The sequence below is a fragment of the Pseudomonas lurida genome (genome assembly GCF_002563895.1).
GTDB lineage: Bacteria > Pseudomonadota > Gammaproteobacteria > Pseudomonadales > Pseudomonadaceae > Aquipseudomonas > Aquipseudomonas lurida.
Map to the genome: position 1 here is coordinate 6,109,327 of NZ_PDJB01000001.1, position 16,819 is coordinate 6,126,145.

A 16,819-nucleotide genomic window follows, 5' to 3' on the forward strand; every position below is an offset into this window, starting at 1 on the left:
GAGCGGGGCCTTTTTTATGCACTCGCTACTGCAGGACGGTGGGTCAGACGCCGAACTGCTCGCGGTATGCACGCACCGCCGGCAGGTGTTGCTTGAGCTGCGGGTCATCTTCCAGGAACTGCAGCACCTGGTTCAGCGACACGATGCTCACCACAGGAATGCCAAAATCGCGCTCAACTTCCTGGATGGCTGACAATTCACCGTTGCCGCGCTCCTGGCGGTTCAGCGCGATCAGCACGCCGGCGGCCTTGGCGCCTTCCTGCGACGCGATGATCTGCATCACTTCGCGGATGGCCGTACCGGCGGTGATCACGTCGTCGATGATCAGCACATCGCCCTTGAGCGGCGCCCCCACCAGGCTGCCACCTTCGCCGTGGGCCTTGGCTTCCTTGCGGTTGAAGCACCATGGCAGGTCCTGCCCGTGATGTTCAGCCAGGGCCACAGCGGTAGCGGCGGCCAGGGGGATGCCCTTGTACGCCGGGCCGAACAGGACGTCGAACGGAATACCGCTTTCAACGATGGCGGCCGCATAGAAACGACCCAGCTGAGCCAGGGCCGAACCGGAGTTGAACAAGCCGGCATTGAAGAAGTACGGACTGGTGCGCCCGGACTTCAGGGTGAACTCACCGAAGCGCAAAACGCCGCGATCGATGGCAAAACGAATGAAATCGCGTTGATACGCCTGCATGAAAAAAGCCTCAGATACCACGGATTTAGCTAATTAGGTAGACGGCGTGTATCATACACGCACGCGATTTTTGGGGCCATTTATGCGGATCATCAGTGTGAACGTTAATGGTATTCAGGCTGCAGTCGAGCGTGGTTTGCTCAGTTGGCTGCAAGCCCAGAATGCCGACGTCATCTGCCTGCAGGATACCCGCGCCTCCGCCTTTGAACTGGACGACCCAGCCTTCCAACTGGATGGCTACTTCCTTTATGCCTGCGATGCCGAAGTGCCCACCCAAGGTGGCGTGGCTTTGTATTCGCGGTTGCAACCCAAGGCGGTCATCAGCGGCCTCGGCTTCGAGACAGCCGACCGCTACGGGCGCTACCTGCAAGCCGATTTCGACAAGGTCAGCATCGCGACCTTGCTGCTTCCTTCGGGGCAGAACGGCGATGAAGACTTGAACCAGAAGTTCAAGCTAATGGACGATTTCGCCCGTTACCTGGATAAACAGCGACGCAAACGTCGCGAGTACATTTATTGTGGCTCGCTGTACGTGGCGCAACAGAAGCTGGATATCAAGAACTGGCGCGACAGCCAGCAATCCCCGGGCTTCCTGGCGCCTGAACGCGCCTGGATGGACGAGATTGTCGGCAACATGGGCTATGTGGATGCCCTGCGCGAAGTCAGTCGCGAAGGTGACCAGTACAGCTGGTGGCCAGATAACGAACAGGCTGAGATGCTCAACCTGGGCTGGCGCTTCGACTACCAGTTGCTGACCCCAGGCCTGCGCCGGTTCGTTCGCAGCGCACGCCTGCCACGCCAGCCACGCTTCTCGCAGCATGCGCCGCTGATCGTGGACTACGACTGGACACTGACCATCTGAGGTCTTTTTCCAGGCACAAAAAAACCGACATCGCTGTCGGTTTTTTTGTGCCTGCTCGTTATTTGATCACGCGCCAGGTCAAGGGGTAGCGATACGCGATGCCCTTGTTGGCCTTGATGCTGCCAATGATGGTCAGCACCACCGTGGCGATCGCCAGGGCGAACATCAGGAAAAAGCCAATCACTGCGAAGGCCAGCACAATGCAAGCGATCCAGGCGATGGCCACGGTGATCTGGAAGTTCAGGGCTTCCTTGCCCTGATCATCAACGAACGGGTCCACTTCTTTCTTCATCTGCCACAGGATCAGTGGCCCCACGACGCTGCCGAAGGGGAACACGAAACCCAGAAACGCCGCGAGATGGCACAACATTGCCCCCTGGCGCACTTCGTAGGAAGGCGTAGGCACCGGCATCTGGTTGTTGTCATTCATGGCGTTTCTCCTTGAGACGGGCTCAGTCCGCCAGGGCGGCGTTCTGCAGCTCGAAGATTTCGGTCATGCCTTTCTGGGCCAGGGCGAGCATGGCGTTCAGGTCGGCCGGCTGGAAGGGCGCGCCTTCGGCAGTGCCCTGCACTTCGATGAAACCACCGGTGCTGGTCATGACCACGTTCAGGTCGGTCTCGGCAGCCGAGTCCTCCAGGTAGTCCAGGTCCAGCACTGGCTCGCCCTGATACATGCCTACCGACACAGCGGCGATCATCTGCTTGAGCGGATCGCCTGCTTTCAGGCCGCCACGCTTCTTGATCACTTTCAGTGCATCTACCAGGGCAACCATGGCGCCGGTGATAGACGCGGTACGGGTGCCGCCATCGGCCTGGATCACGTCGCAGTCGACGTACAGCGTCACGTCGCCCAGCTTGGACATGTCCAGGGCTGCGCGCAGCGAACGACCGATCAGTCGCTGGATTTCCAGGGTACGGCCGCCTTGCTTGCCACGGCTGGCTTCACGCTGGTTACGCTCGCCGGTCGCGCGCGGCAGCATGCCGTACTCGGCCGTCAGCCAGCCCTGGCCCTGGCCTTTAAGGAAGCGCGGCACGCCGTTTTCAACGCTGACGGTGCAGATGACCTTGGTATCGCCAAACTCGACCAGTACAGACCCCTCGGCGTGTTTGGTGTAGTTGCGGGTGATGCGGATCGAGCGGAGCTGATCGGCAGCGCGACCACTTGGACGTTTCATAGGGAGACACCTGTACTGAGGACGAAAAACTGCCGAGCATTATAGAGCCGTGAGCCGATTCGGGGCACTGCTAAAAAATCCAGTTACGAATGCTCGGGTTTGGGCGCGCTTGTCCCACTGCGCTACAATCCTGCGCCTTCTTAACCATCAGCCCGTGTTTGCGGGACTGCAACGCGAGGTACCTCCATGGTGCACAGCATGACCGCCTTCGCCCGCGTCGAAAAAGCCGGCGCACAAGGCACCCTGAGCTGGGAACTGCGCTCGGTCAACAGCCGTTACCTGGAGCCGCACCTGCGCCTGCCGGAGTCGTTCCGCGACCTCGAAGGCGCCGTCCGTGAAGCGCTGCGCCAGGGCATTTCCCGTGGCAAGCTGGAATGCACCCTGCGCTTTACCGAAGAAACCACCGGCAAGCCGCTGCAGGTCGATCGCGACCGTGCCGCGCAACTGGTGGCCGCCGCCGAAACCATCGCCAGCCTGATCAAGCAGCCGGCCGCGCTCAACCCCTTGGAAGTGCTGGCCTGGCCCGGCGTGCTAGTGGCCGACGCCACCGACCCGCAGGCGCTCAACGCCCAAGCCCTGGCCTTGTTCAATCAGGGCCTGAAGGAGCTCAAGGCCGGCCGCGAGCGCGAAGGCGCGGAATTGGCGCGCTTGATCAACGAGCGCCTGACCTCGATCGAAGAGGACGTCGTGACCCTGCGCGAGCTGGTGCCGCAGATGCTCGCCACCCAGCGCCAGAAGGTACTCGACCGCTTCACAGACATGAAGGCCGACCTCGATCCGGTGCGCCTGGAGCAGGAAATGGTCCTGCTGGCACAGAAGAGCGATGTCGCCGAAGAACTCGACCGCCTGAGCACCCACATACTTGAAGTGCGCCGCGTACTCAATTCCGGTGGTGCCGCCGGTCGGCGCCTGGACTTCCTGATGCAGGAACTCAACCGCGAAGCCAATACACTGGGCTCCAAGGCGTTCGATCCGCGCAGCACCAACGCTGCGGTCAACCTCAAAGTGTTGATCGAGCAGATGCGCGAACAAGTACAGAATATTGAGTAAGGCAACCTCCATGACCCACAGCACCGGCACCCTTTACATCATTTCCGCCCCTTCGGGCGCGGGCAAGAGCAGCCTGGTCAAGGCCCTGACCGACGCTGACGAGCAGATCCGCATCTCGGTCTCGCACACCACCCGCGCCATGCGCCCGGGTGAGGTGAACGGCGTGCACTATCACTTCGTCGAGCGCACCGAGTTCGTCAAGATGATCGAACACGGCGATTTCCTGGAACGCGCCGAAGTGTTCGGCAACCTCTATGGCACTTCGCAGAGTCACTTGCAGCAGACCCTGGACGAAGGCCACGACCTGATCCTGGAAATTGACTGGCAGGGCGCCGAACAAGTGCGCCAGTTGATGCCCAAGGCACGTTCGATCTTTATTTTGCCGCCGTCCCTGGAAGCGTTGCACCAGCGCCTGACCAACCGTGGCCAGGACAGCGACGAGATCATTGAAGGCCGCATGCGTGAAGCCGTCAGCGAAATGAGCCACTACGTCGACTACGACTACCTGATCATTAATGACGATTTTGCCCACGCACTGGACGATTTGAAGGCGATTTTTCGCGCCAACCAGCTCCAGCAAAAGCGCCAGCAGCAGCGTTTCGGCAAATTACTCGCTGAACTGCTCGGTTGATTGGCTCTTCCCAAAACCGCTGCAAGGGCTTTACATTGGCACTTGTAGCGGTTTTGCGAGGGCCTGCGAAAAATCAGCGCTTCCCTAAACGCTGGTGATTTTTTAAACTGTTTAGTCCGCTCGCCCAACCGGGCAGCGCGCATCTTGCATTCGCTCCGAGGAATACCATGGCCCGCGTAACCGTTGAAGACTGCCTAGAACACGTGGATAACCGCTTTGAGCTGGTCATGCTCTCTACCAAGCGTGCCCGTCAACTGGCCACTGGCGGCAAAGAGCCCCTGGTCCAGTGGGAAAACGACAAGCCTACCGTTGTAGCCCTGCGTGAAATCGCTGAAGGCCTGATGAGCTACGAGTTCATCGCCAACGCCGAAATCGTTGAAGACGAACCGCTGTTTGCAGCGTTCGAGGACGAGTCCAACGAGGCCGTCTAAGCCTATGCCTGGTCGACGTAGCACGGCGCGGGGTCACAGCCTTCGGCAGGAGTTAACACTTTGCCGAGCATAGACGCCCTCGCCGATCGCTTATCGACCTACCTCGGCCCAGACCAGGTCAACCTGGTCCGCCGAGCGTATTTCTACGCCGAACAAGCCCACGACGGCCAACGCCGCCGCAGCGGCGAGGCGTATGTCACCCATCCTCTTGCGGTGGCAAATATTCTTGCCGACATGCACATGGACCATCAGAGCCTGATGGCCGCGATGCTGCATGACGTGATCGAAGACACCGGCATCGCCAAGGAAGCGCTCAGCGCACAATTTGGCGAAACCGTGGCCGAACTGGTCGACGGGGTCAGCAAACTGACCCAGATGAACTTCGAGACCAAGGCCGAAGCCCAGGCGGAAAACTTCCAGAAAATGGCCATGGCCATGGCACGCGACATCCGCGTGATCCTGGTCAAGCTGGCCGACCGGCTGCACAACATGCGCACGCTGGAAGTGCTGTCCGGCGAAAAACGCCGGCGCATCGCCAAGGAAACCCTGGAAATCTACGCGCCCATCGCCAATCGCCTGGGCATGCACGCCATTCGCATCGAATTCGAAGACCTCGGCTTCAAGGCCATGCACCCGATGCGCTCGGCGCGCATCTACCAGGCGGTCAAGCGCGCTCGTGGCAACCGCAAGGAAATCGTCAACAAGATCGAAGAATCCCTGAGCCATTGCCTGGCGATCGACGAGATCGAGGGCGAGGTCAGTGGCCGGCAGAAGCACATCTACGGCATCTACAAGAAGATGCGTGGCAAGCGCCGGGCCTTCAACGAGATCATGGACGTGTACGCGTTCCGGATCATCGTCGACAAGGTCGACACCTGCTACCGCGTGCTCGGCGCTGTACATAATTTGTACAAGCCGCTGCCGGGCCGCTTCAAGGACTACATCGCGATTCCCAAGGCCAACGGCTACCAGTCGCTGCATACCACTCTGTTCGGCATGCACGGGGTGCCGATCGAGATCCAGATCCGCACCCGCGAAATGGAAGAGATGGCCAATAACGGCATTGCCGCCCATTGGCTGTACAAATCCAGCGGCGACGAGCAACCCAAAGGCACCCATGCCCGCGCCCGCCAGTGGGTCAAGGGCGTGCTGGAAATGCAGCAACGGGCGGGCAACTCCCTCGAATTCATCGAAAGTGTGAAGATCGACCTGTTCCCGGACGAGGTCTACGTGTTCACGCCCAAAGGGCGGATCATGGAGCTGCCCAAAGGCTCCACGGCGGTCGACTTTGCCTACGCCGTGCACACCGACGTGGGCAACAGCTGCATCGCCTGCCGGATCAATCGTCGTCTCGCGCCGCTGTCCGAACCGCTGCAAAGCGGCTCCACGGTCGAGATCGTCAGCGCACCGGGCGCGCGCCCGAATCCGGCATGGCTCAACTTCGTGGTCACCGGCAAAGCGCGCACGCACATCCGTCACGCCCTCAAGCTGCAACGCCGCTCCGAGTCGATCAGCCTGGGCGAACGCCTGCTTAACAAGGTGCTCAACGGTTTCGACAGCGCGCTGGACAAGATTCCTGCAGAGCGCGTGCAAGCGATGCTCCACGAGTATCGCCAGGAAACCATCGAGGACCTGCTGGAAGATATCGGCCTGGGCAACCGCATGGCCTATGTGGTCGCCCGCCGCCTGCTCGGTGAAGGCGAACAGCTGCCAAGCCCCGAGGGCCCGCTGGCGATTCGCGGCACCGAGGGCCTGGTACTCAGCTACGCCAAGTGCTGCACGCCGATCCCGGGCGACCCGATTGTCGGCCACTTGTCGGCGGGCAAAGGCATGGTCGTGCACCTGGACAATTGCCGCAACATCACCGAAATCCGCCACAACCCGGAAAAATGCATCCAGCTCTCATGGGCCAAGGATGTCACCGGCGAGTTCAACGTCGAGCTGCGGGTGGAGCTGGAGCACCAGCGCGGCCTGATCGCCCTGCTGGCCAGCAGCGTCAACGCGGCCGACGGCAATATCGAGAAAATCAGCATGGACGAGCGCGATGGTCGCATCAGCGTGGTCCAACTGGTGGTCAGCGTGCACGACCGCGTGCACCTGGCCCGCGTGATCAAGAAACTGCGCGCCTTGACCGGGGTCATCCGCATCACCCGCATGCGTGCATAACCCACTCATTACAAGGAGTCATTCATGACCAAGACTGTTATCACCAGCGACAAAGCCCCTGCTGCCATCGGCACCTACTCCCAGGCGATCAAGGCGGGCAACACCGTCTACATGTCCGGCCAGATCCCGCTGGACCCAAAGACCATGGAACTGGTGGAAGGCTTTGAAGCACAGACCGTACAGGTCTTCGAAAACCTCAAGTCGGTTGCCGAAGCAGCCGGCGGCTCGTTCAAGGACATCGTCAAGCTGAACATCTTCCTCACCGACCTGAGCCACTTTGCCAAGGTCAACGAGATCATGGGCAAGTACTTCGAACAGCCGTATCCAGCCCGTGCCGCCATCGGCGTTGCTGCCCTGCCAAAGGGTGCGCAGGTTGAGATGGACGCGATTCTGGTCATCGAGTAAAACACCCGGCGCAGCCCCCACAGGCTGCGCCGACTTCGTTTCGAAAGGATTTCATGATGCGCAAAGCGCTTGTAGCCTCATCAATGCTCGCCCTGATGCTCGGCGGCTGTGCCAGCAACCCTGCCGACCTGGATGTGAGCGGCACCTGGATCAATCAGGTGGCCATCGATGCGGCAGCCAAGGGCGGGCCTTTGCGTGAAGCCCTGCAGAGCTTTGGCCCGAACCTCGAATGGGAGGTCAATACCAAGGGCTCGCAGGCCCGCTACTACAACGGTTTTGAAGTAGCTGAAGGTAAGTTGCTGGGTGAAAAATCCGGCGCCTGGAGCGTGGATTTCTACGGCAGCTCCGCCACCGAACTCAAGCGCAAAGGCAAACAACTGCTGCAAGTGGCCAACGACAACGAGCCTGAACAGCTGTTTGCCCGCGCCAAAGAACCCGCGCCAGACGGGGCGCCCATCGGCGCCAACTTCGAACGTGCGCTGTACGCGGCCTACATGGGCGGTGACTGGAAGATCGCGGACGGCTTCGGTAGCGGCGCCATCGTACAGTTCCAGGCCAACGGCAAGGTCGCCGGCCTGCCGAATGTCGATCAGTACTCGCTATGCCTGGCAGGTGATTGCGCGTCCATGAGCGGCGGCTACGACAGCATCTGGCTGCAGTTGAATGGCCAGGGCAACCCGTGGATCTTTATCCGCAAGGGCAAACAACTGGAGATCTTCCAGGCGATCAACACTGCGCAGGCAGACGAAGTACCTTCGTTTACGCCAGGCCCACGCCAGTGGCTGCTTGAAAAGCAATAAGTAGCCGAACACAGACCCAAATGTGGGAGCGGGCTTGCTCGCGAAAGCGGTGCATCAGGCACACATTCAGTGACTGACACTGCGCCTTCGCGAGCACGCCCGCTCCCACATTTTTCAGCGCATTTCAGCCTTTGAGGATCGCCGCGTAGCCTTCCCGGTAAGTCGGGTACGTCGGCACCCAACCCAGCGCCTTGATACGCGCATTGCTGCATTGCTTGCTACCGGCGCGCCGCACACTGGCGTCATCGGCCCATTCAGTCACACCCAGGTACTCGCGCAACCAGTCCACCACTTCGGCCAGTGGCGCGGGCGCATCGTCGACGCCGATGTAGACCTTGTCCAACGAACCGCCCTTTTCTACATGCCGCAACAAAAAGGCCAGCAAACCCGCCGCGTCATCTGCGTGAATGCGGTTGCCATATAAAGGTGGGTCGATTGCTACGCGATAGCCTTGTCGAACCTGGGTCAGCAGCCACTCGCGACCTGGGCCGTAAATGCCGGTCAGGCGCACAATGCTGGCCGGGATGCCGCTGTCGAGCGCCACTTGCTCAGCCTCCAGCATCACCTGCCCTGAGTAACCTTTTGCTTTAGTCTCCGACGTTTCGTCGACCCACTCGCCATTCTGCTGTCCGTAGACGCTGCTGCTGGATACAAACAGCAGGTGCTTGGGCTCCTGGCCGTAGTCACCCAGCCACTCCAACACATGTTTGAGCCCTTGCACGTAAGCGGCGCGGTAACCGGCTTCGTCGTGATCCGTCGCGGCGGCGCAGTACACCAGGTAATCCACCCCGCCAATCGGCCAGGTCTCAGGGCAATCCTTCTTGAACAAGTCGCCGGCGATGCCGATCACGCCGTCGGGCAGCCGCGAAATATGGCGGCGCAGGCCATGAACCTCCCATTCCGAGGCGAGCAACTGGCTAGCCAGCCGACTACCCACATCGCCACAACCGGCAATTACAACAGAAGGCGCTGACATCGCAAAACTCCGTACTGAAAGGTCTAGGTTAGCCTTCGCAGGTGACCGCCGGCTAGAAAAAGGGCAAATAAAGTAACTGTATTACTTTTGTTAACAAGAATTACTTGCAATAATAACCGCCCATTTGTCCTCGACCTCGGGTCTGGAAGGACGATCACTCATTTTTTTTACTCAGGTCCGGCCAGCATGACACGTAATACAACCCCCGCTTCGCCAACCAAGCTTCACAGCCCATCCCGCGCCTGGCGCGCGATTGCTGCGTTGCTGTTCAGCGTACTGCTGGCACCGACCGCCGCCTTCGCGGATGCCTCCGCTCCCGCTACACCGGCTGCAGCCGAGCAAAACGCCACGGCGCCGGCAGCCCCTGCCCCTGCGCCCGCTGCCACCGACCCGGCCCAGGCCGCTGACCCTGCTGCCGCCGACGACACAGGTGTGGTGCTGGAAGGCGACAACACCCTGGGCATGGCCCACGACCTGTCGCCATGGGGCATGTACCAGAACGCTGACGTCGTGGTGAAGGCGGTCATGATCGGCCTGGCCATCGCCTCGATCATCACCTGGACCATCTGGATCGCCAAAGGCTTCGAGCTGTTGGGCGCCAAACGTCGCCTGCGCAATGAAATCGTCCACCTGAAGAAGGCCACCACCCTCAAGGAAGCCAGCGAAAGCGCGACCAAGAAAGGCACCCTGGCCAACACCCTGGTGCACGACGCGCTCGAAGAAATGCGCCTGTCGGCCAACGCTCGCGAAAAAGAAGGTATCAAGGAACGTGTTGCGTTCCGCCTGGAGCGCCTGGTGGCGGCCTGCGGCCGTAACATGAGCAGCGGCACCGGCGTGCTGGCGACCATTGGTTCCACCGCACCTTTCGTCGGCCTGTTCGGCACCGTGTGGGGCATCATGAACAGCTTCATCGGCATCGCCAAAACCCAGACCACCAACCTCGCCGTCGTTGCCCCTGGCATCGCCGAAGCCCTGCTGGCGACTGCCCTGGGCCTGGTTGCCGCGATTCCTGCGGTGGTGATCTACAACGTCTTCGCCCGTTCGATTGCCGGCTACAAGGCCCAGGTATCGGACGCATCGGCAGAAGTCCTGCTGCTGGTCAGCCGCGACCTCGATCACCTGCCTACCGAGCGCAGCTCGCAACCGCACATGGTGAAAGTGGGGTAATCGGCCATGGGCCTGCATTTGAATCAAGGCGACGACGAACTCGTCGAGAACCACGAAATCAACGTCACGCCATTTATCGACGTGATGCTGGTGCTGCTGATCATCTTCATGGTGGCGGCACCGCTGGCGACCGTGGACATCAAGGTTGACCTGCCCGCGTCCAGCGCCAAGCCGGCGCCGCGACCAGAGAAACCGATCTTCCTCAGCGTCAAGGCGGACCAACGCCTGTTCCTGGGCGAAGAGGAAGTCAAGACTGAAACCCTGGGGCCGGTGCTCGACGCCAAGACCCAAGGCAAGAAAGACACGACGATCTTCTTCCAGGCTGACAAGGGCGTGGACTACGGCGACCTGATGAGCGTGATGGATGCCCTGCGGGCAGCCGGCTACCTCAAGGTAGGCCTGGTCGGACTTGAGACGGCAGCCAAGAAATGATCACGACGCGCCACAAACTGACGCGTTATGGCACCAGCCTCGCCGTCGTACTGGGCGTGCATGCCGTCGCGATCGCTATCGCGCTTCATTGGTCAGCGCCGCGCACGGTGCAGTTGCCACCGGCTGCCATGGTCATCGACCTGGCGCCGATGCCAGCGCCACCACCGCCGGCACCGCCCAAGGTGGTAACGCCGCCGCAACCGCCTGCACCGGTGGAAGAGCTGCCCCTGCCGAAACTGGCCGAGGCGCCCAAGCCAACGATCCAGGTGCCCAAGCCGGTTAAGCCCAAGCCCAAACCGCAGCCGCCCAAGCCGGTGGAGAAGAAGATCGAGCCGCCCAAGGAGAAACCCTCCGAGGACCCGCCGAGCGACGCTCCGCCGACCCAGGCGCCCGCTGAAAAATCGGCCCAGCCCGTACCTGGCCCGTCGCCGCAACAGATCGCTGCCAAAGCGTCCTGGGAAGGCACCCTGCTGGCCCACTTGCAGAAGTACAAGAAGTACCCGCCAGGTGCCCAGGCCCGTGGCAAGGAAGGCCTGAACCGCCTGAAGTTCGTGGTAGATGCCGACGGTAACGTGCTGTCCTATGAATTGGTGGGCCGCTCCGGCAACGCCGACCTGGACCGCGCCACACTGGACATGATCCGTCGTGCCCAGCCACTGCCCAAGCCTCCAGCGGACATGCTCAAGGGCGGTAGCATCGAGATCGTTGCACCCTTCGTGTACAACATCGAGAAACGCCGCCGCTAAGGGTTGCAGGCGCCAGCTTGTATGGGAGCTGGCTTGCCTGCGATAGCATCACCTCGGTCCAATTGATAGACCGAGGTGCCTGCATCGCGGGCAAGCCCAGATTGGTTTCATCGCATCAGCAAAATCACCGATATTCCCCGCTCAATCCCCACCAAAGTTCTGATAACGTGCGTCTATCGATTGCAGCCGGTATGCTTGGCCTGCAACCTCATGGACGCCCGCTATGACTCTTACAGAATTACGCTACATCGTTACCCTCGCCCAAGAGCAGCACTTCGGCCACGCGGCCGAGCGTTGCCACGTCAGCCAGCCGACGCTGTCGGTGGGCGTGAAAAAGCTTGAAGACGAACTCGGTGTGCTGATTTTCGAGCGCAGCAAGAGCGCCGTGCGCCTCACCCCGGTGGGCGAAGGCATTGTTGCCCAGGCCCAGAAGGTGCTCGAGCAAGCGCAGAGCATTCGCGAATTGGCCCAGGCCGGCAAGAACCAACTGACCGCACCGCTCAAAGTCGGCGCCATCTACACCGTCGGCCCGTACCTGTTCCCGCACTTGATCCCGCAACTGCACCGCGTCGCGCCGCAGATGCCGCTGTATATCGAAGAAAACTTCACCCACGTGCTGCGCGACAAGCTGCGCAACGGCGAGTTGGACGCGATCATCATCGCCCTGCCGTTCAATGAAGCCGACGTGCTGACCCTGCCGCTCTACGACGAGCCGTTCTACGTGCTGATGCCGGCCTCCCACCCGTGGACGCAGAAAGACACCATCGATGCCGGCCTGCTCAACGACAAGAGCCTGCTGCTGCTCGGCGAGGGTCACTGCTTCCGCGACCAGGTGCTCGAAGCCTGCCCAACCCTGACCAAGGGCAACGACGGCGCCAAGCACACTACCGTGGAGTCCAGCTCCCTGGAAACCATTCGCCACATGGTCGCATCCGGCCTGGGCATTTCGATCCTGCCACTGTCGGCGGTGGACAGCCATCACTACGCCCCAGGCGTCATTGAAGTGCGCCCACTCACGCCGCCGGTGCCCTTCCGCACCGTGGCGATTGCCTGGCGCGCCAGCTTTCCGCGGCCCAAGGCCATTGAGATCCTTGCTGACTCGATCCGCCTGTGTTCGGTGGCCAAGCCGCCTGCTGCGAGCTAAGCAAGGGTATGACTGAGCTGTCGCAGGTGTCGGTGACGGCACTCAAGGGTGTCGGTGAAGCCATGGCCGAGAAGCTGGCCAAGGTCGGCCTGGAGAACCTCCAGGACGTGTTGTTCCACCTGCCCCTGCGTTATCAGGACCGTACCCGCGTAGTGCCCATCGGCCAGTTGCGCCCTGGGCAGGACGCGGTAGTCGAAGGCACCGTCAGCGGCGCAGACGTAGTGATGGGCAAGCGCCGCAGCCTGGTGGTGCGCCTGCAGGACGGCACCGGTGGCCTGAGCCTGCGCTTCTACCATTTCAGCAATGCGCAGAAGGAAGGCCTCAAGCGCGGCACCCGCGTGCGCTGCTACGGCGAAGCCCGCCCCGGCGCCTCAGGCCTGGAGATCTATCACCCGGAATACCGCGCCATCACTGGCGATGAACCTCCGCCGGTAGCCACCACGCTCACGCCGATCTACCCGCTCACCGAAGGCCTGACCCAGCAACGCCTGCGCCAACTGTGCATGCAGACACTGACCCTGCTCGGCCCGACAAGCCTGCCCGACTGGCTGCCCGTGGAGCTGGCCCGCGACTATCAACTGGCGCCGCTGGACGATGCGATTCGCTACCTGCATCACCCACCCGCCGACGCCGATGTCGACGAACTGGCCCTCGGTCATCACTGGGCCCAGCACCGCCTGGCCTTTGAAGAACTGCTGACCCACCAACTGTCCCAGCAACGCCTGCGCGAGAGCATGCGCTCCCTGCGTGCGCCGGCGATGCCCAAGGCCACACGCTTGCCTGCGCAATACCTGGCCAACCTCGGCTTCGCGCCAACCGGTGCCCAGCAACGCGTCGGTAATGAAATCGCCTACGACCTCAGCCAGCAGGAGCCCATGCTGCGGCTGATCCAGGGCGACGTCGGCGCGGGCAAGACCGTGGTCGCCGCCCTCGCCGCCCTGCAAGCGCTGGAAGCCGGTTACCAGGTAGCGCTGATGGCGCCTACCGAAATCCTTGCCGAGCAGCACTTCATCACCTTCAAGCGCTGGCTTGAACCGCTGGGCCTGGAAGTGGCGTGGCTGGCCGGCAAGCTCAAGGGCAAGAACCGCGCGGCAGCACTTGAACAAATCGCCGGTGGCGCACCGATGGTGGTGGGCACTCACGCGCTGTTCCAGGACGAAGTGCAGTTCAAGAACCTGGCCCTGGTGATCATCGACGAACAGCACCGCTTCGGCGTGCAACAGCGCCTAGCCCTGCGCCAGAAAGGCGTGGGCGGACGCATGAACCCACACCAGTTGATCATGACCGCCACCCCGATCCCCCGCACCCTGGCCATGAGCGCCTACGCCGACCTCGATACCTCGATCCTTGACGAACTGCCACCCGGCCGTACACCGGTCAACACCGTGCTGGTCACCGATACCCGGCGTGTCGAAGTGATCGAGCGCGTACGCGGCGCCTGTGCCGAAGGTCGCCAGGCCTACTGGGTATGCACCCTGATCGAAGAGTCCGAAGAGCTGACGTGCCAGGCCGCCGAAACCACCTTTGAGGACCTGACCAGCGCCCTCGGTGAACTCAAGGTCGGGCTCATCCACGGGCGCATGAAACCCGCTGAAAAGGCTGCGGTGATGGCCGAATTCAAGGCCGGCAACCTGCAACTGCTGGTGGCCACCACGGTGATTGAAGTGGGCGTGGACGTACCCAATGCCAGCCTGATGATCATCGAAAACCCCGAACGACTGGGCCTGGCGCAGCTGCACCAGCTGCGTGGGCGTGTCGGCCGGGGCAGCGCCGCCAGCCATTGCGTGCTGCTGTACCACCCGCCGCTGTCACAGATCGGTCGCCAGCGACTGGGCATCATGCGCGAAACCAATGACGGTTTTGTCATCGCCGAAAAAGACCTCGAGCTGCGTGGTCCCGGCGAAATGCTCGGCACCCGCCAGACCGGCTTGCTGCAGTTCAAGGTCGCCGACCTCATGCGCGACGCCGATCTGCTCCCGGCTGTGCGCGATGCGGCGCAAGCGCTGCTGGAGCGCTGGCCGGATCATGTCAGCCCGTTGCTGAACCGTTGGTTGCGCCACGGCCAGCAATACGGCCAAGTCTGACGCTCCCCCCGCAGGCGCCGGCTTGCCGGCCATGGCGCCCGAAAGCACGCCCCCACAGCCAACCGCGTCACAAACCGCAGTTAGTCGACCAACATATGTATCAAGCTGGTTATACTTCGTTGAATGTAAGAAATTGGATCAGGCCATGTCAGAAGTTGCCCTCGCCACAGCCCCACTGACCGCCCCGCCGGTCATTCGGGCTCTGCTCGCAAAACTCGCCATCCCCTACGCGGAAGTCGCCGATCTACCGGGCCTGAATCCTGCGCAAAAGGTCCAGGCGGTGTTGCTGGAAGATGCGGTGGGCGCACTGATGGTGCTGTTCCCGCAAAGCCAGTTGCTCGACCTCAACCGCCTCGCCGAACTCACCGGTCGCCGCCTCACCGCCGTGTCGCCGGATCGCGTCGAGCGCATGCTCGGCAAACATGACCTGAGCCTGTTGCCAGGCCTGCCGCCCCTGACCAGCTCGCCATGCCTGTATGAAGGCAGCCTGCTTGATGAGCCGAGTCTGCTGGTACATTCGGGTGAAGCCGGGCTGCTGCTGGAAATCGCCACCGACGCCTTCAGGACCTTGCTCACCAAGGCCAGCGCCGGCCACTTTGGCGAGCCGCTGAGCAATATCCGCCCCAACCTCGACCGCCCCAATGATGACCGCGAGGAAATCACCCAGGCGATGCAGGCGTTCACTGCCCGCCGCATCCAGCAGCGCCTGGAAGCGACCATCGAGATCCCGCCGTTGGCCGATACCGCGCAGAAGATCATCAAGCTGCGCGTCGACCCCAATGCCACCATTGACGACATCACCGGCGTGGTGGAAACCGACCCGGCGCTGGCCGCGCAAGTGGTGAGCTGGGCCGCCTCGCCGTACTACGCGTCGCCGGGCAAGATCCGCTCCGTTGAAGACGCCATCGTGCGTGTGCTGGGCTTTGACCTGGTGATCAACCTGGCGCTGGGCCTGGCCCTGGGCAAGACCCTCAGCCTGCCCAAGGACCATCCGCACCAGTCCACGCCGTACTGGCACCAGTCGATCTACACCGCCGCCGTGATCGAAGGCCTGACCCGCGCCATGCCGCGTGCCCAGCGCCCGGAAGCCGGGCTGACGTACCTTGCCGGCCTGCTGCACAACTTCGGTTACCTGCTGCTGGCCCACGTGTTCCCGCCGCACTTCTCACTGATCTGCCGTCACCTGGAGGTCAACCCGCACCTGTGCCACAGCTATGTCGAGCAACACTTGCTGGGCATCAGCCGCGAGCAGATCGGTGCCTGGCTGATGCGCTACTGGGACATGCCGGACGAACTGTCCACCGCCCTGCGCTTCCAGCACGATCCGACCTACGACGGCCAGTACGCCGAGTACCCGAACCTGGTGTGCCTGGCCGTACGTCTTTTGCGCAGCCGCGGTATCGGCTCCGGGCCGGATGAGGCGATTCCGGATGCGCTGCTTGAGCGCCTGGGCTTGAGCCGTGACAAGGCCGAGGAAGTGGTGGGTAAAGTGTTGGATGCTGAAGTGCTGTTGCGCGAACTGGCGTCCCAGTTCAGCCAGGGCTGAGGGTGTCACCTGATACCGCTATCGCAGGCAAGCCAGCGCCCACATTTTGATGTGTGAACACCGTCAAATATGGGCGCTGGCTTGGCTGCGATGAATCCAACTCGGTCCAGCTGAAAACCCTACTTCTTTTTCTTCGGCTTCAAATACTTGGTCAACCCCTGGAACCAGATTACCAGCGCCGGGTTGCCCTTGATCTGAATCGACTTGTCCTGAATCCCCGTCATGAACGCCAGTTGCTTGTTCTTTGCCTGCATCGTGGCGAAGCCGTAGGCGGCGTCCTTGAACGCAATGGCAAACGCCGGCGCCGGGTGCACGCCCGAGCGGCTGGTGATGCGCTGGTCCTTGACGATGAAGTGACGGGCAACCTTGCCGTCGAGGGTCTGCAGCTGGAAGGCCAGGTCTTTGTCACCCAGTTGCTGCTGGAAGGCGGGATTGGTGCGGCTGGCTTTGCCCATCATCAGGCCCAGCACCCACAGGAGAAGACGAAATTTCATGCACACGGCCTCGGTGTAATTA

Annotated in this window: 18 protein-coding genes; 13 read left to right on the top strand and 5 right to left on the bottom strand. The window is 61.8% G+C overall.

All coding sequences use genetic code 11. The annotated features are described in order from the left end of the window. Window positions 1-43: 43 nt before the first annotated feature. Entirely contained in the window at window positions 44-688 is a 645-nt protein-coding gene (gene pyrE, locus ATH90_RS27995; RefSeq protein WP_016969926.1) for an orotate phosphoribosyltransferase, read from the bottom strand. An 82-nt stretch (window positions 689-770) separates the two neighbouring features. On the opposite strand from pyrE, the gene ATH90_RS28000 reads away from it, so the two are divergent. Beyond that, complete coding sequence (locus ATH90_RS28000) at window positions 771-1,550, top strand: exodeoxyribonuclease III (protein ID WP_003195493.1); 780 nt, start codon at window positions 771-773, stop codon at window positions 1,548-1,550. A gap of 58 nt (window positions 1,551-1,608) precedes the next feature. Here the strand turns inward: ATH90_RS28000 and ATH90_RS28005 are convergent, their stop codons facing one another. Together ATH90_RS28005 and rph are read right to left on the bottom strand one after the other, a co-directional pair. Beyond that, window positions 1,609-1,980, bottom strand: coding sequence for a DUF4870 domain-containing protein (locus tag ATH90_RS28005; protein WP_034110287.1), 372 nt, complete (start codon window positions 1,978-1,980; stop codon window positions 1,609-1,611). Between the two features lie 22 nt (window positions 1,981-2,002). After that, window positions 2,003-2,725, bottom strand: a complete 723-nt coding sequence (rph, locus tag ATH90_RS28010; protein WP_010207511.1) for a ribonuclease PH — start codon at window positions 2,723-2,725, stop codon at window positions 2,003-2,005. Window positions 2,726-2,911: 186 nt separating this feature from the next. Here rph and ATH90_RS28015 point away from each other — a divergent pair, with 186 nt between their 5' ends. The 6 genes from ATH90_RS28015 (at window position 2,912) to ATH90_RS28040 (ending at window position 8,208) form a co-directional block, all read left to right on the top strand. Then, the gene (locus tag ATH90_RS28015; protein ID WP_098467578.1) at window positions 2,912-3,775 is read left to right on the top strand and encodes a YicC/YloC family endoribonuclease; all 864 of its coding nucleotides are present in this window, start codon (window positions 2,912-2,914) and stop codon (window positions 3,773-3,775) included. Window positions 3,776-3,785: 10 nt separating this feature from the next. After that, window positions 3,786-4,406: a guanylate kinase gene (gmk, locus tag ATH90_RS28020; protein ID WP_003213284.1), complete on the top strand. Its 621-nt coding sequence runs from the start codon at window positions 3,786-3,788 to the stop codon at window positions 4,404-4,406. A 167-nt stretch (window positions 4,407-4,573) separates the two neighbouring features. Next, window positions 4,574-4,837: a DNA-directed RNA polymerase subunit omega gene (rpoZ, locus tag ATH90_RS28025; protein WP_003176920.1), complete on the top strand. Its 264-nt coding sequence runs from the start codon at window positions 4,574-4,576 to the stop codon at window positions 4,835-4,837. 60 nt (window positions 4,838-4,897) lie between these two features. Next, entirely contained in the window at window positions 4,898-7,003 is a 2,106-nt protein-coding gene (spoT, locus tag ATH90_RS28030; protein WP_017735756.1) for a bifunctional GTP diphosphokinase/guanosine-3',5'-bis pyrophosphate 3'-pyrophosphohydrolase, read from the top strand. Window positions 7,004-7,027: 24 nt separating this feature from the next. Next, complete coding sequence (locus ATH90_RS28035; RefSeq protein ID WP_003176922.1) at window positions 7,028-7,408, top strand: RidA family protein; 381 nt, start codon at window positions 7,028-7,030, stop codon at window positions 7,406-7,408. 56 nt (window positions 7,409-7,464) lie between these two features. Then, the gene (locus tag ATH90_RS28040; RefSeq protein WP_034110292.1) at window positions 7,465-8,208 is read left to right on the top strand and encodes a hypothetical protein; all 744 of its coding nucleotides are present in this window, start codon (window positions 7,465-7,467) and stop codon (window positions 8,206-8,208) included. A 124-nt stretch (window positions 8,209-8,332) separates the two neighbouring features. Here ATH90_RS28040 and ATH90_RS28045 read toward each other — a convergent pair whose 3' ends face one another. Then, window positions 8,333-9,184 carry an SDR family oxidoreductase gene (locus tag ATH90_RS28045; RefSeq protein WP_098467579.1) on the bottom strand — a complete coding sequence of 284 codons (852 nt, stop codon included), beginning with the start codon at window positions 9,182-9,184 and terminating at the stop codon, window positions 8,333-8,335. Between the two features lie 186 nt (window positions 9,185-9,370). Between ATH90_RS28045 and exbB the strand changes: the two genes are divergently transcribed. The 6 genes from exbB to ATH90_RS28075 all read left to right on the top strand — a co-directional run bounded on the left by exbB (window position 9,371) and on the right by ATH90_RS28075 (window position 16,303). Beyond that, complete coding sequence (exbB, locus tag ATH90_RS28050) at window positions 9,371-10,351, top strand: tonB-system energizer ExbB (protein ID WP_034110296.1); 981 nt, start codon at window positions 9,371-9,373, stop codon at window positions 10,349-10,351. Between the two features lie 6 nt (window positions 10,352-10,357). Then, window positions 10,358-10,783 carry a TonB system transport protein ExbD gene (gene exbD / locus ATH90_RS28055; protein ID WP_017526806.1) on the top strand — a complete coding sequence of 142 codons (426 nt, stop codon included), beginning with the start codon at window positions 10,358-10,360 and terminating at the stop codon, window positions 10,781-10,783. Further along, window positions 10,780-11,529 carry a TonB family protein gene (locus ATH90_RS28060; protein ID WP_017526805.1) on the top strand — a complete coding sequence of 250 codons (750 nt, stop codon included), beginning with the start codon at window positions 10,780-10,782 and terminating at the stop codon, window positions 11,527-11,529. The genes exbD and ATH90_RS28060 overlap by 4 nt, the downstream gene beginning before the upstream one ends. A 223-nt stretch (window positions 11,530-11,752) precedes the next feature. Beyond that, window positions 11,753-12,673, top strand: coding sequence for a hydrogen peroxide-inducible genes activator (locus ATH90_RS28065; protein WP_015886540.1), 921 nt, complete (start codon window positions 11,753-11,755; stop codon window positions 12,671-12,673). Between the two features lie 8 nt (window positions 12,674-12,681). Continuing rightward, window positions 12,682-14,757, top strand: a complete 2,076-nt coding sequence (recG, locus tag ATH90_RS28070; protein WP_098467727.1) for an ATP-dependent DNA helicase RecG — start codon at window positions 12,682-12,684, stop codon at window positions 14,755-14,757. Window positions 14,758-14,902: 145 nt separating this feature from the next. After that, window positions 14,903-16,303, top strand: a complete 1,401-nt coding sequence (locus ATH90_RS28075; protein ID WP_034110297.1) for an aminoacyl-tRNA deacylase and HDOD domain-containing protein — start codon at window positions 14,903-14,905, stop codon at window positions 16,301-16,303. Between the two features lie 119 nt (window positions 16,304-16,422). Here ATH90_RS28075 and ATH90_RS28080 read toward each other — a convergent pair whose 3' ends face one another. Then, on the bottom strand, window positions 16,423-16,797 hold the full coding sequence (locus tag ATH90_RS28080; RefSeq protein ID WP_003195530.1) for a hypothetical protein: 375 nt from the start codon (window positions 16,795-16,797) through the stop codon (window positions 16,423-16,425). Between the last annotated feature and the right edge of the window lie 22 nt (window positions 16,798-16,819).